Annotated in this window: 11 protein-coding genes; 7 read left to right on the top strand and 4 right to left on the bottom strand. The window is 63.9% G+C overall.

What is annotated here, in order from left to right:
• Positions 1 to 34: 34 nt before the first annotated feature.
• Complete coding sequence (locus EJD88_RS21745) at positions 35 to 514, top strand: nuclear transport factor 2 family protein (RefSeq protein ID WP_158879009.1); 480 nt, start codon at positions 35 to 37, stop codon at positions 512 to 514.
• A 28-nt stretch (positions 515 to 542) separates the two neighbouring features.
• Here the strand turns inward: EJD88_RS21745 and treS are convergent, their stop codons facing one another.
• Together treS and EJD88_RS21735 are read right to left on the bottom strand one after the other, a co-directional pair.
• Entirely contained in the window at positions 543 to 2,606 is a 2,064-nt protein-coding gene (gene treS / locus EJD88_RS21740; RefSeq protein WP_158879008.1) for a maltose alpha-D-glucosyltransferase, read from the bottom strand.
• An 84-nt stretch (positions 2,607 to 2,690) separates the two neighbouring features.
• Positions 2,691 to 3,470 carry an AraC family transcriptional regulator gene (locus tag EJD88_RS21735; protein ID WP_158879007.1) on the bottom strand — a complete coding sequence of 260 codons (780 nt, stop codon included), beginning with the start codon at positions 3,468 to 3,470 and terminating at the stop codon, positions 2,691 to 2,693.
• A 187-nt stretch (positions 3,471 to 3,657) separates the two neighbouring features.
• On the opposite strand from EJD88_RS21735, the gene EJD88_RS21730 reads away from it, so the two are divergent.
• From EJD88_RS21730 to EJD88_RS21720, 3 genes are all read left to right on the top strand, one after another.
• Entirely contained in the window at positions 3,658 to 4,599 is a 942-nt protein-coding gene (locus tag EJD88_RS21730) for a 4-hydroxyproline epimerase (protein WP_158879006.1), read from the top strand.
• Between the two features lie 18 nt (positions 4,600 to 4,617).
• On the top strand, positions 4,618 to 5,565 hold the full coding sequence (locus tag EJD88_RS21725; RefSeq protein ID WP_099585163.1) for a dihydrodipicolinate synthase family protein: 948 nt from the start codon (positions 4,618 to 4,620) through the stop codon (positions 5,563 to 5,565).
• 62 nt (positions 5,566 to 5,627) lie between these two features.
• Complete coding sequence (locus EJD88_RS21720; RefSeq protein ID WP_158879005.1) at positions 5,628 to 6,875, top strand: FAD-binding oxidoreductase; 1,248 nt, start codon at positions 5,628 to 5,630, stop codon at positions 6,873 to 6,875.
• Between the two features lie 21 nt (positions 6,876 to 6,896).
• Here EJD88_RS21720 and EJD88_RS21715 read toward each other — a convergent pair whose 3' ends face one another.
• Positions 6,897 to 7,574, bottom strand: a complete 678-nt coding sequence (locus EJD88_RS21715) for a GNAT family N-acetyltransferase (protein WP_112195116.1) — start codon at positions 7,572 to 7,574, stop codon at positions 6,897 to 6,899.
• A 56-nt stretch (positions 7,575 to 7,630) separates the two neighbouring features.
• Positions 7,631 to 8,512, bottom strand: coding sequence for a LysR family transcriptional regulator (locus EJD88_RS21710; RefSeq protein WP_158879004.1), 882 nt, complete (start codon positions 8,510 to 8,512; stop codon positions 7,631 to 7,633).
• Between the two features lie 113 nt (positions 8,513 to 8,625).
• Between EJD88_RS21710 and EJD88_RS21705 the strand changes: the two genes are divergently transcribed.
• From EJD88_RS21705 to EJD88_RS21695, 3 genes are all read left to right on the top strand, one after another.
• Positions 8,626 to 9,840, top strand: a complete 1,215-nt coding sequence (locus EJD88_RS21705; RefSeq protein ID WP_158879003.1) for an MFS transporter — start codon at positions 8,626 to 8,628, stop codon at positions 9,838 to 9,840.
• Positions 9,841 to 9,921: 81 nt separating this feature from the next.
• Positions 9,922 to 10,773: a CAP domain-containing protein gene (locus tag EJD88_RS21700; RefSeq protein WP_112195110.1), complete on the top strand. Its 852-nt coding sequence runs from the start codon at positions 9,922 to 9,924 to the stop codon at positions 10,771 to 10,773.
• Between the two features lie 172 nt (positions 10,774 to 10,945).
• On the top strand, positions 10,946 to 13,132 hold the full coding sequence (locus tag EJD88_RS21695) for a GAF domain-containing protein (protein WP_158879002.1): 2,187 nt from the start codon (positions 10,946 to 10,948) through the stop codon (positions 13,130 to 13,132).
• Positions 13,133 to 13,138 lie beyond the last annotated feature (6 nt).

The following is a 13,138-nucleotide window of genomic DNA, read 5'->3' as shown; positions in this document are numbered from 1 at the left end:
GCCGAGCAACTTTGTCTGAAACAGGAGCGCTGAAATGTCATCCACCCCAGAAACACGCCCGCCGCTGCCGCCGTTTACCCGCGAATCGGCCATCGAAAAAGTCCGCCTGGCCGAAGACGGCTGGAACTCCCGCGACCCACAACGGGTGTCCCTGGCCTACACCCTGGACACGCAGTGGCGTAATCGCGCCGAATTCGTCCATAACCGTGAACAGGCCAAGGACTTTCTCACCCGCAAATGGGCCAGGGAACTGGATTACCGCCTGATCAAGGAACTGTGGGCCTTCACCGACAACCGCATCGCCGTACGCTACGCCTATGAATGGCATGACGACTCCGGCAACTGGTTCCGCTCCTATGGCAATGAAAATTGGGAATTCGACGAAAACGGCCTGATGGCCAACCGTTTTGCCTGCATCAACGACAGACCGATCCAGCAAAGCGAACGCCTGTTCCACTGGCCGCAGGGCCGACGCCCGGATGACCATCCGGGGTTGTCTGAACTGGGTTTGTAGCACGCTGTGGCTTTGGATCTGGCCACCGTTATATCGGTGAGCTGCTCACGACCCGCAGTGCCAGCCCTTCATAGGCATCCAGGGTAATGGTGAATTCACCCTCCGCCGTCAGGTCGCCCTCAACCCGTTCATTGATGATGTCCACCACCATCCCCGCGGCGATATCCGGCAGGTGCAGGGTTTCCGTGATCGGCGCAGGGCCGAAGTTCAGCGCAGTGATTTGCGTGCCCTTCCCGGCCGGCAAGTCGTGAACCATGATCAGCAGCGCGGGGTTTTCCACGTCCGGCACCAGGATCTGGCGGCTGGCGGCGATGTCGTAGGCGCGGCGCACGGCCAGGATTTTTTGCAGTTGCGAGGCAAATGAGTCGGGGTCCAGCAGTTGGCTGTTCAGGCTGCCATACAGGCTTTTCGAGCGTGGCATCTGGCCGGCGGAGAGTTCGGCATCGGGGTTCAGGTCCACCAGATCGTAAGCCCCACGATGAATCCAGCGGGTGTCGCCGTCCTGCATCAAGTGCGCAACGTCGTCAGCCGCCAACGGCAGCGCCCCCACCAGGTCCCAGCCGGACAAGGCAAATACCCCAGGTTGCATGGCGTTGTACATCACCAGCAGCAAATGGATCTGGCGGATCTGTTGGATATCCGCCGGCGTGATCGCCTCCAGGTCACGGATACCCAGCGCCGCCGTGATGATGCTGGCCGTGGTGCAGGACACGCCATTGGTGACGAACTTGAGGTTATACGGCGCATGCTCGCCCGTCAGGCGCTCGTACATCTGTTCACGGATGTGCTCGCGCAGGATATTGCCGGGAAAGGTCTGGCCCTGGTAGAGGAAGCTGTCGTGGGCATGCAGGGTCCAGAAGTGCACCAGTTCCAGCGTCAACTCGTCGTGATTTTGCAAGGCATGGATCAGCGAGCCGGGGTCGATGCCCTGGCGGTGCATCTCGCGCAGCATCAGGCGCAGAAACTCGGCATCGCCCATCAGCAGCGCATGCTGGTACGCAGGCCGGGTGATGAAGTCATAGGAGAGGTCGGCGCCGCCGTGGGACATGGAAGCAATATCGTCGACGGTGAGGTTCAGTTCCTGAAAGCTGAACCCGCCCGCCTTGCGAATCGCCCCGCCGAGCAGTTGGTTGCCGGTGATTGACAGCGGATGGCTTTCGGACCAGGCCGTACCATCGAGCTTGCGCTCCACACCGAGGAAGCCGTTGGCGTCCAGGCGCAGGATCTTGGCACCCATCACGTCGATGGCGTGCAGGGCGTCGCCAATGATCATTTGCTGAGCGGCGAAGGTCGGGTCCAGCCAGTTGAGCGACGGCTGGCCTTCCTTGAAGTAGTGCAAGTACACCCAACGGCGCGGCTTGCCATCCACGCCGATGACTTCGGCGGTGGTGCTCCAGTCGGTTTCCTTGACGCCAGGTTCAAAGAAGATCACCCGCTGCAACTGACCGACGATGTAGTGCTTGTCGCGCAGGGCGTCCACCTGCAAGGGGCTGAGGTTCTGGGCATCACGGCCCTCGGCCACGTCGGGCAGCAACGGCCAGTCTTCCTCACGGATTTCCACCATGTGATAGAGGCCGGGGTAATCCTCGTAGGCCATCTCGGCCAGGCGGAAATCCGCACCCTTGCCGGTGTGGGACGGGATCACATCGTCAATGATCACTGCGTTGTGCGCCGCTGCCATGCGCGTCAACGCCTGCAACTGGGCCTCGGTGCCCAGCTGCGGGTCGATCTCGAAGCTGATGCGGTCGAAGTTGCCATCGATGGTCGGCGTGTGCCGCGTGCCGCTCAGGCCACCGGACTTTTTCAGCGGGCCGTTATGAATGCCCTGGATGCCGATCTTCGACAAGGTATGCCACAGGGTTTCATCCCCCAGCGCCTCCAGCACCGTACCGCCCTCGCGGGTCACGATCGACACGGGGTACGCGGTGAACCACACCGACGAAAGGGCCGTGGCATCGCGCGGTCGTGTCTGTGCAAAGGGCTGTTGCCACAACCGGCCTTGCCCGGAATAGAGCTTGGCGCGCTGGCGGGCGGCATGCAGCATCGATTGTTCTACCAGCCAGTTCACATGGTTGTTTTCAGCCGCGGTCATAAGCTCGGTACCTGTCGTCGTAAAACGTTACTCGTAGACATATGAGGGGGACGCAGCCCATTCGTTGCATTGCATTGGCCGTCGTTACGCCATTCCCTCCGTGGCTTGACGATACTGGCGTGGCGTAAACCCGGTCGAAGCCTTGAACTGCCGGGTAAACGCACTGTGATCGGTATAACCACACTGCAAGGCCACTTCGGTGATCGGCAGGTTGCCGTGCAAGAGGCGATGGGCGTGTTCCAGCCGTACCTTTTGGATCATCTGTCGGGGAGTGAGGTGGAACACGCGCTTGCAGTAGCGCTCCAGCTGCGCCACGGAGATTCCCGCGATGCGTGTCAGTTCGCTGAGGCTGACGCGGCGATTGAAGTGCATGCGGATGTGCTCGTCCACAGCGGCCAGGCGCTGGTAGGCCGGGTGGGTCTGGCTGGCCGATTGCAGGTCCACTGAGATGCCGGCCAGGCCGATGATGCGGTCTTCATGGTTGTACAACGGCCATTTGTGGGTCAGGCACCAACCGGGTTCGCGGCTGCCGTAGAGGTGCAGTTCGAGTTGGTCCTCAAGCACAAACCCCTGCTCCAGCACACGCCGATCCTGCTCGGTGTAGCCCGGCCCCAGTGGTGCCGGGAAGACTTCGGCGCTGGTCTTGCCCAGCAACGGTTGCAGATGCTTGAGGCCGCAGCGCTGCACCAACGTGCGGTTGGCAAGCACGTAACGGGCGTCCAGGTCCTTGATGAAGAGGGCCGCATTGGGGATCACATCCAGCATCGGCAGCAACTGCGCTACGCCGGCCACCAACTGCTCGATGTCATGGGGGCGATTCGCACCGCCGCCTTGGCAAAGGGTCGCAAACGCGCTGTGCACCATGACGGTATTTCCCCTGCTGATCCCTCGACGCATAGCAGATTGCCCGATGCCCCGAGTGCTGTCGAGGGAGGAAAACTGTGCTGAATTCGTCATCGATGTCGGCAAAAAACATCAATCGCCGCGCCGCCTGCGCGTTCACGATAACGCCACTGCCTGCCGATCCAATCACCCACCAGAAGGCAACGCTATGAAGCGACTGCATGTGATCGACTCCCACACCGGCGGCGAACCGACGCGCCTGGTGATGGCCGGTTTCCCCGCGCTCAAGGGTGCGAGCATTGCCGACCAGTTGCACAACCTGCGCAGCGAACACGACCCATGGCGCCGCGCTTGCCTGCTGGAACCCCGTGGCAACGATGTGCTGGTCGGTGCGCTGTACTGCGAACCGGTCACGCCAGGGGCTACCTGCGGGGTGATCTTCTTCAACAACGCCGGTTACCTGGGCATGTGTGGCCACGGCACGCTCGGGCTGGTCGCGTCTTTGCACCACCTGGGGCGTATCCAGCCGGGCGTGCACCGCATCGACACGCCGGTGGGCCCGGTAACCGCCACCTTGCACGACGACGGCGCCGTGACCCTGCGCAACGTGCCCGCCTATCGCTATCGCCAGCACGTGGCAGTGGCGGTGCCAGGGCATGGCGTGGTGCACGGCGATATCGCCTGGGGCGGCAACTGGTTCTTCCTGGTGTCCGAGCACGGCATGGCGCTGGAGATGCACAACGTCGACGCGCTCACCGATTACACCTGGGCAATGCTCAAGGCCTTGGAGGACCAGCGCATCGGCGGTGCAGACGGCGCGCTGATCGACCATATCGAACTGTTTGCCGACGACGCCCACGCCGACAGCCGCAACTTCGTGATGTGCCCCGGCAAGGCCTACGACCGCTCCCCGTGCGGCACCGGCACCAGCGCCAAACTGGCGTGCCTGGCCGCCGACGGCAAGCTCGCCGCCGGGGCAACCTGGGTACAGGCCAGCATCACCGGCAGCCAATTCGAAGGCCGTTATGAATGGGACGGCGAACGTGTCATCCCTTTCATCACCGGCCGCGCCTACATGACCGCCGACAGCACGTTGCTGATCGACGAGCAGGACCCTTTCGCCTGGGGCATCGGAGCCCCCTCTATTTGACTGAACGGAGTGAGCACCATGAGCGACAACATTTTCACCGGTTGCATCCCGGCGCTGATGACCCCGTGCACGGCCGCGCGCACGCCGGACTTCGACGCACTGGTCGCCAAAGGCCGCGAGTTGATCGGGGCCGGCATGAGCGCGGTGGTGTACTGCGGTTCCATGGGCGACTGGCCGCTGCTCAGCGAGGCCGAACGCCAGGAAGGCGTGGCGCGCCTGGTGGCGGCCGGCGTGCCGACCATTGTCGGCACTGGCGCGGTGAACAGCCGTGAAGCGGTGGCCCATGCGGCCCATGCGGCCAAGGTCGGCGCCCATGGCTTGATGGTGATTCCCCGCGTACTGTCCCGTGGCGCGTCTGCCACTGCGCAAAAGGCTCACTTCTCGGCGATTCTCAAGGCCGCGCCGGACCTGCCGGCAGTGATCTACAACAGCCCGTACTACGGCTTCGCCACCCGCGCCGAGCTGTTTTTTGAACTGCGTCGCGAGCACCCGAACCTGATCGGCTTCAAGGAATTCGGCGGCGGCGCCGACCTGCGCTACGCCGCCGAACACATCACGTCCCAGGACGACAGCGTGACGTTGATGGTCGGCGTCGACACCCAAGTGGTGCACGGTTTCGTCAACTGCAACGCCACGGGCGCCATCACCGGTATCGGCAATGCCTTGCCACGGGAAGTGCTGCAGCTGGTGGCCCTGAGCACGCAGGCGGCCAAGGGCGATGCCAAGGCGCGGCGCCTGGCCCGTGAGCTGGAGGCCGCGTTGGCGGTGCTGTCATCCTTCGATGAAGGCTGCGACCTGGTGCTGTATTACAAGCACCTGATGGTGCTCAACGGCGACAAGGGCTACGCCCTGCACTTCAACGAAACCGACGTGCTCAGTGACGCCCAGCGCCGCTACGCGGAAAATCAGTACGCGCTGTTCCGCCAGTGGTACGCCAATTGGTCGGCAGAACAGAACGTCGCCTGATGTTTGCGCGCCGCAGGGCTGTGCACGGCGGCCTACTCGATGGCCAGAGAGAGGCATAAGCCATGGCTGAAGATTTCGTGGTGGTCGGCGCCGGCATTATCGGCGTCACCTGTGCCCTGCAACTGGCGCGCCAAGGGCGGCGCGTGGTGGTGCTCGACGGCCAGGAACCTGGCATGGGTGCGTCTTATGGCAACGCCGGGCACCTGGCGACCGAACAGGTGTTCCCCATCGCCGATCTGTCGATCCTCAAGCGCTTGCCTGCGATGCTGATGGATCCCATGGGGCCGCTGCGCCTGGACTGGAAATACCTGCCTCGCGCCCTGCCCTGGTTTGCCCGGCTGTTGCTGAACCTGCGACCCGCCCCTTATCAGAGAACCGTGGCCGGCATTCGTGCGTTGAATGAGCGCAGCCTCGGCGCCTGGCAGCGTTTGCTGGCCAGCATCGATCGGCCTGGGCTGTTGCGCGAGGATGGCTCGCTGCTGGTGTATGAGCGGGCGCAATCGCGTGAGGCGCTCGATCGCCTGCACCGGCGCATGCAGCAGCAAAACGTGCCGGTGGCGTTCTGGTCGGCGGAGGCCATCCGCAAGGCTGCCCCGCAATTGAGCGAGCAGGTCCAGGGCGGGTTGTTTTTTCCGGGTACCGGGCACTTTCTCGACCCGTACGAGGTTCTTTGTGAATTGGTGGATGCCGCCAGGGCCAGCGGGGTGCAGTTCCTCAAGCGCCAGGTGCTGGATGCGCGGGTTGTCGACGATGGCGTCGAGCTGGTCACCGATCAAGGCGCCTTCTGCGCGGGCCAGGTCCTGATTGCCTGCGGTGCCCATTCAGCCGCGCTCACCACCGCGCTGACCGGCAAAAAAGTCCCATTGGACACCGAGCGTGGTTATCACCTGATGCTGCCTCACGAGCAGCAACGCCTGCCGTTCGCCGTGACCTCGCTGGAACGCAAATTCATCATGACGCCGATGGCAGGCGGCCTGCGCCTGGCCGGCACCGTAGAGTTCGCCGGCCTCGAACGCCCGGCCAACATGCAACGCGCCTGGCAACTGCATCGGTTGAGCAAGGGATTGTTCCGCGATGAGCTGAATGCACAGGACGCCACGCCATGGATGGGGTTTCGACCGTCACTGCCGGATTCACTGCCGGTCATTGACCGGGTGTGCGACGGCAAAGTGCTGCTCGCGTTCGGGCACCAGCATCTGGGTTTGACCCAGGCGGCGGTGACAGCGCAGATGGTCGGTCAACGGGTGTCGCAAACGCCCGAGCAAACAGGTTTACCGGCGCCTGGGCTGTATCGGCTGGATCGCTTCTGATCGCCAGGGGCTGATGGGGTTTCAGTCACGCGCTTGCACGAACAACCGGGCTTTGCGCGTCAATTGATCCAGATGCCGATCCCGCTGCTTCTCCGCGTCGACCATCGCGCGCTTGCCGTGTTTTTGCAGCAAATACGTGTGGATCTGCCGCACTTCCAGGGAGTTGTAGATCGCGGCCACATCCAGCACGCCCATCAAGCCATCGGTGCCGTAGTCCCGCGTGTTCATCAGCACCTGGGTGCCGCGTGCGCCGCGCACCTGCAAGCCCAGGGCCTCGAACACCGGCACCTTTTCCACCGCACACCCCAGCTCGGCATGGGGATAACGTGTCAGCACGTCCTGCATCATGCCCCGCGCCACACCCTGGCGGCGCATGCCAGCTTGCACCGCCATAAAGGCAACACCACAGGCGTCGGGATCATCCTTCACCGGCAGGCACAGTAAAAAGCCGATGACCTTCTGCGCGTCCTGGGCATCGGTGGCGACGATCAGTTCGACGGCAATGCCCTTCTCGCCATTCAGCGCCTCCAGGTACAGGTGCACCTCAAAGCCAATCGCGTACTGGTAGATGTTGTACAGCAGGTTGCTCGGCGGCAGCGCAATGCTGCTGATATCGGTGAGGTTGTCCACCACCATCTGCAGGATCTGGCCATTGATAGGCTCGGGGCATGGCGAGGTGTAACGGGTAAGGCTGAACATGCAAATTCCTGGGGTTTCGCGTCTAGGCAGTGGCGATTGTACCTGTTGCGCACGGTTTATTGCCCGCACACCTCGCGTACACACCCGCGCAGCCAGCGGTGGGCCAGGTCGGCGTCCAGCCGTGGGTGCCAGAGCATCGCCACGGTAAAGGTCGGCAACCTCAGCGGCAGGGCAAAACAGAACACGTCGCGACGGTTGGCGACGTAGCGCTGCGGCACGCTGGCGATCAGGTCAGTGTCACGCGCCAGGGCAATGGCGGTGGAGAACCCGGCGACGATGCTGGTGATCTGCCGCGTAAAGCCCAGGGTTTCAAGCGCATCGTCGATCTGCCCCCGCGCCTGCCCGCGCCGCGAGACGTAGACGTGCTCGCCCTCGGCAAACCGCGCAGCGCTGATGTCGCCCTGGCTCAAGGGATGACCGCTGCGCACCACGCCAACCAGGCGGTCGCGGAACAGCGCCTGGGTCAGCACCTCGGGGCTCGCGGTGGGATCGACCACGCCGGTTTCCAGATCGACGCTACCGTCGCGCAGCAGCGTGCTGTCTTTGTCGGTCTTGTTGACGAAACGCAGGCGCACGCCGGGGGCCTCTCGGGCGATACGCGCCAGGAGCGCCGGACCAAAGCTTTCGACGAATTCTTCGCTGGTGCGCAAGGTGAACGTGCGCGCCACCACGGCCATGTCCACAGCCTGCGCGGGACGCAGCACCGTCTGGGCGTCCTGCACCAGGCGGCTGACCTGTTCGCGCAACGCCACAGCGCGGGGCGTGGGCACCAGGCCGCGACCGGCGCGCACCAGCAGCGGGTCGCCAGTGGTTTCACGCAGGCGTGCCAAGGCGCGACTCATGGCCGAAGGGCTCAACCCCAGGCGCTTGGCCGCGCCGGCAACGCTGCCTTCGGCGAGCAGCACATCCAGGGTGACCAGCAGATTCAGATCAGGCATCAGCGCTCCTCATCAGGCGTTGGGTGCAGGTATTTGCTGCATACCATGCGTCTTCCGCCATATTAGGCGACGCCGTAGAGTTGTGACAGTTGCTTTCACTCAAGGAATTGCCCATGTCCCCTTCCCCACGCGGCAGCCTCGTCAGCCTGTCGCTGTCCATGCTGCTGGCGTCACTGGGCACCAGCATCGCCAATGTCGGCCTGCCCAGCCTGGCGCAGGCGTTCGACGCGTCGTTTCACGCCGTGCAGTGGGTGGTGCTGGCGTATCTGCTGGCGATCACGGCGGTGATTGTCAGCGCCGGCCGCCTGGGTGATCGCCTGGGACGGCGTCGGCTGCTGCTCGGCGGCTTGCTGCTGTTCAGTCTGGCCTGCGGGCTGTGCGGCGCGGCGGCCACTCTCGACATGCTGATTGCTGCACGCATCCTGCAAGGGCTTGGCGCGGCGGTCATCATGGCCATGGCCCTGGGCATGGTCGGCGATACCGTGACCAAGGAACGCACCGGCCGGGTGATGGGTTTGCTCGGCACGATGTCGGCCGTGGGCACCGCCATGGGCCCCAGCGTCGGCGGAGTGCTGCTAAGCCTGTCGGGCTGGCGGGCATTGTTTCTGGTGGGCGCACCGCTCGGACTGCTGGCGGCTGCCCTTGCCTGGCGCTTTCTGCCGGTGGATCGACACCCTGCGCCAGCCTCCAGCGGCCACCGGTTCCGGGCGCTATTAAAGGATCCGCCATTGCGCACAGGCCTGGCGATGAGTGCGCTGGTGGCGGCGGTCATCATGGCCACTTTCGTCGTCGGGCCGTTTTACCTGTCTCGTGGCTTGGGGCTTGACCCGGCCTGGATGGGCCTGACCATGGCCGTCGGGCCGTGCGTCGCGGCTGTCACCGGCATACCGGCGGGCCGCCTGACCGACCGCCTGGGCAGCCAACGCATGACCCGCGGCGGGCTCGGCATTCTGCTGTGCGGCGCGCTGTGGCTGACGGTGGCTTCAGGGTTGCTCACCTACCTGGGCGCGCTGATTGTGTTGACTGCGGGCTACAGCCTGTTCCAGGCGGCGAACACCACCGCGGTGATGCGCGATGTCGAGGCGACGCGGCGCGGTACTGTCTCGGGCCTGTTGAACCTGTCGCGCAACCTCGGCCTGATTGTCGGTGCTTCGGCACTCGGCGCGGTGTTCGCGTGGGCAACCCCGGATGTGACCCACGCCACCGCGCAGTCCGTGGCAAATGGCCTGCACGCTACCTTCGGCGCAGCGTCCGGGCTGATCCTTCTTGCCGCCGTGATGGCATGGGGCCGCAACCGCGCCGTGAATGGCCTTCATAACCTCCGTTGAGGCAAAAAAACAAAAAAGGCGTTGCGCCAGACCGGGTTACATCGCGCATCATGGGCGCTTTCAAGCTCAAGGGTAACGTCCATGCGCGTTCTGTCATTGATGATGGGTCTTACGACGCTGGCCGCCAGTTCGGTGTTCTGCGCCAGCGCGATGGCGAATGAAGAAAGTCAGCTGGTGCAACAGATCAACGAGTACCGCAGCCAGGTCCAGCGCTGCGGCGACCAGGGTTCCCAGGAACTGCCACCGCTGGCCAGCGACACCCGGCTGGTGCTGCCGGCCACTAACGTCGGCGACCTGCAGCAGGCGCTGGCCCGGGCCGCGTACCCGATGGTGAATGTGCAGGCCATCAGCCTGTCCGGTCCCAAGGATGCCCAGGCTGCCATGAAGGCGGTGCGCGAGAGTTTCTGCCGGGTGGTCCTGGACCCGCAATTTATCGACATCGGCGTGAGCAACAGCGGCCAGGACTGGCGCATCGTGCTGGCCCGCCCCTTGCTGTCCAGCGGCCTGGGGGATTGGCAGACCGAAGGCCGCAAACTGCTCGACCTGATCAACGCCGCCCGTACTCAGCCGCGCCAATGCGGCACCCAGGCGTTTACCGCGACCACCCCGCTGTCGTGGAATGACACCCTCGCCAGCGCCGCCAACAGCCACACACGTAACATGGCCAACGGCAATTTCTTCGACCATCTGGACCACGACGGCCGCACGCCGGGCGATCGCGCCGAACTGGCCGGGTACATCGCGAAGAACATCGGCGAAAACATCGCCGCCGGCCTCGATACCCCGCGCAAGGTGGTCGACGGCTGGCTCGCCAGCCCCGGCCATTGTGCCAACCTGATGAACCCGCAATTTCGCGAACTGGGCGCGGCCTACGCCATGGACCCGAAGAGTGATGCGGGCATCTACTGGACCGGTTTGTTCGGCACGCAATAAGGGGTGGGCAATTGCCCAACCACAGCGGCTCAACTCTACTCAAATGAATAGAGCATCAAATTGCCATCTATTGGATAATTATGCTGAACTGGCAGCGTCCTAGCGGGTCTGTAGCTTTGCGCCACACACTGAAAGGCGCGCTGAAGACTCTGGATTACAAGGTGTTTCCCCAATGATGAATTGGCTGCAAAGCAGCAGCGACATGGCTGAACGGGTACGTCAGCATGATTGGGCCAACACGCCGCTCGGTCCCTTGGAGCAATGGCCGGACGTTTTGAAAACCACCGTTGCGCTGTGTTTCGCGTCGAGCTTTCCCCAGGCCATTGTCTGGGGCCCGCATCTCATCACGATCTACAACGACGCATTTGTTCCGATCCTGGGCAATAAGCCCTATGCCTTGGGCCGCCCGTTCAGTGACATCTGGCGCGAGGCGTGGTCCGACATCAGCCCCATCGCCGACGCGGCGTTCCAGGGGCACGCGACTTATATTGAAAATTTCCCGTTGGTAATTGAACGCGGCCAGGCTCGGGAACAGGCGTATTTCACCTTCTGCTACAGCCCGATCCGCGACTCCCAGGGCCGCGTGGTCGGCCTGCTCGACACCGTGACCGAAACCACGCCCACGGTATTCCTCGCCCGGCGCCTGGCGGTGCTGGATGCCATCGGCCATGCGGTGGTCAATGCGACTGATGCCCAAGCCATCCTGACCCACACCACACAGTTGCTCGCCGAACACCTGCAAGTGAGCAATTGCGCCTACGCCGACATGGACGCCGATGAAGACGGCTTTACCATCCGCGACAATTGGGCCGCGCCCGGCTCGCCGAGCATCATCGGCCGCTACAGCCTGGCGGGGTTCGGCGAGAAGGCCGTCAACTGCCTGCGGGGCGGCGAGCCCCTGGTGATCTACGACAACCTGCGCGAGCTGCCGCCGGAAGAATCTGCCGCCTTCCAGGCGCTGGGGGTAACCGCCACCATCTGCATGCCGCTGATCAAGAACGGCCGCCTGACTGCCTTGATGGCCGTCCACGACAAATCCGCACGGGCCTGGTCACCCTACGACCTGGCCTTGCTGCGCGAAGTCACCGAACGTTCCTGGGCGCATATCGAGCGCGTGCGCGCTGATGCCGATGTGCGTGAAGGCCTGGCAGCGTATGCAGAGTTGAACACCTACCTGGAACAACGGGTGGAAGAACGCACCCAGGCGCTGGCCCAGGCCGAAGCTGCGCTGCGCCAATCCCAGAAACTCGAAGCCATCGGCCAATTGACCGGCGGCGTCGCCCATGACTTCAACAACCTGCTGACGATCATTCGCTCGTCGGTGGATTTTCTGCGGCAGCCAGGCCTGTCGGAAGAACGGCGCCAGCGCTACATGGGCGCGGTGTCGGATACCGTGGAGCGCGCCAGCAAGCTGACCAGCCAGTTGCTCGCCTTTGCCCGCCGCCAACCGCTCAACCCGGAAGTCTTCGACGTGGGCCAGCGGGTCCAGAACATTGGCGAGATGCTCGAAAGCGTCACCGGCGCACGCATTCAGGTGCAGGTCGAGTTGCCGCCCTTGGCCTGTTTCGCACGTATCGACGCCAGCCAATTCGAAACCTCCCTGATCAACATCGCCCTCAATGCACGGGACGCCATGGGCGGCCAGGGCACGCTGAGCCTGCGGGTCGCCGGCCGGCAGGCGCTGCCACGCATCCGTGGCGACGCGGGATCACGCCAGCCCTACATCGCCATCGCCATCGCCGATACCGGGCCGGGTATCGAGGCCGACGCCGTGGAGCGGATTTTCGAACCGTTCTTCACCACCAAGGCAGTCGGCAAGGGCACTGGCCTGGGCCTGTCCCAGGTCTTCGGGTTTGCCAAGCAGTCGGGGGGCAATATCGATGTGTCCAGCACGCCCGGCCAAGGCAGCGTATTCACCCTGTACCTGCCCCAGGTCGAAGCCCAGGCATCGCAACCGCCCAGCCCTCAGGAAACGCTCGCCGCGCCCCACGACACCACCGAGTGCCGGGTGCTGATCGTGGAGGACAACCTGGAAGTCGGGCGCTTTGCCAGCCAGATCCTTCAAGACCTGGGCTACCAGACCACCTGGGCGACCGATGCCGAGCAAGCCCTGACCTTGGCCGGCCAGGATGCAATGGCCTTCGATGTGATTTTCTCCGACGTGGTCATGCCCGGTATCACGGGCGTCGTCATGGCCAAATTGCTGCGCCAGCGCCGGGCAGACCTGCCAGTGGTGTTGACCTCGGGCTACAGCGACGAGTTGGCAGACTGCGGCTACGAAGGCTTCGAATTCCTGCCCAAGCCTTACTCGGCCGAGCAGGTGTCGCGGGTGCTGGTCAAGGCGATGCTCAAGGACTGAACGCCA

Source organism: Pseudomonas sp. PB105, assembly GCF_009764655.1.
Classification (GTDB): Bacteria; Pseudomonadota; Gammaproteobacteria; order Pseudomonadales; family Pseudomonadaceae; genus Aquipseudomonas; species Aquipseudomonas cyclaminis.
The sequence above is the reverse complement of the archived record's forward strand: the minus strand, read 5'-3'. Positions and strand labels throughout refer to the sequence as shown.

Excerpts from the sequence above, each read along its gene's own strand:
- EJD88_RS21730 (WP_158879006.1), top strand. The coding sequence starts at position 3,658 with ATGAAGCGACTGCATGTGATCGACTCCCACACCGGCGGCGAACCGACG.
- EJD88_RS21725 (WP_099585163.1), top strand. The coding sequence starts at position 4,618 with ATGAGCGACAACATTTTCACCGGTTGCATCCCGGCGCTGATGACCCCG.
- EJD88_RS21715 (WP_112195116.1), bottom strand. The coding sequence starts at position 7,574 with ATGTTCAGCCTTACCCGTTACACCTCGCCATGCCCCGAGCCTATCAAT.
- EJD88_RS21745 (WP_158879009.1), top strand. The coding sequence starts at position 35 with ATGTCATCCACCCCAGAAACACGCCCGCCGCTGCCGCCGTTTACCCGC.
- EJD88_RS21710 (WP_158879004.1), bottom strand. The coding sequence starts at position 8,512 with ATGCCTGATCTGAATCTGCTGGTCACCCTGGATGTGCTGCTCGCCGAA.
- EJD88_RS21735 (WP_158879007.1), bottom strand. The coding sequence starts at position 3,470 with ATGGTGCACAGCGCGTTTGCGACCCTTTGCCAAGGCGGCGGTGCGAAT.
- EJD88_RS21705 (WP_158879003.1), top strand. The coding sequence starts at position 8,626 with ATGTCCCCTTCCCCACGCGGCAGCCTCGTCAGCCTGTCGCTGTCCATG.
- treS (WP_158879008.1), bottom strand. The coding sequence starts at position 2,606 with ATGACCGCGGCTGAAAACAACCATGTGAACTGGCTGGTAGAACAATCG.
- EJD88_RS21720 (WP_158879005.1), top strand. The coding sequence starts at position 5,628 with ATGGCTGAAGATTTCGTGGTGGTCGGCGCCGGCATTATCGGCGTCACC.
- EJD88_RS21695 (WP_158879002.1), top strand. The coding sequence starts at position 10,946 with ATGATGAATTGGCTGCAAAGCAGCAGCGACATGGCTGAACGGGTACGT.
- EJD88_RS21700 (WP_112195110.1), top strand. The coding sequence starts at position 9,922 with ATGCGCGTTCTGTCATTGATGATGGGTCTTACGACGCTGGCCGCCAGT.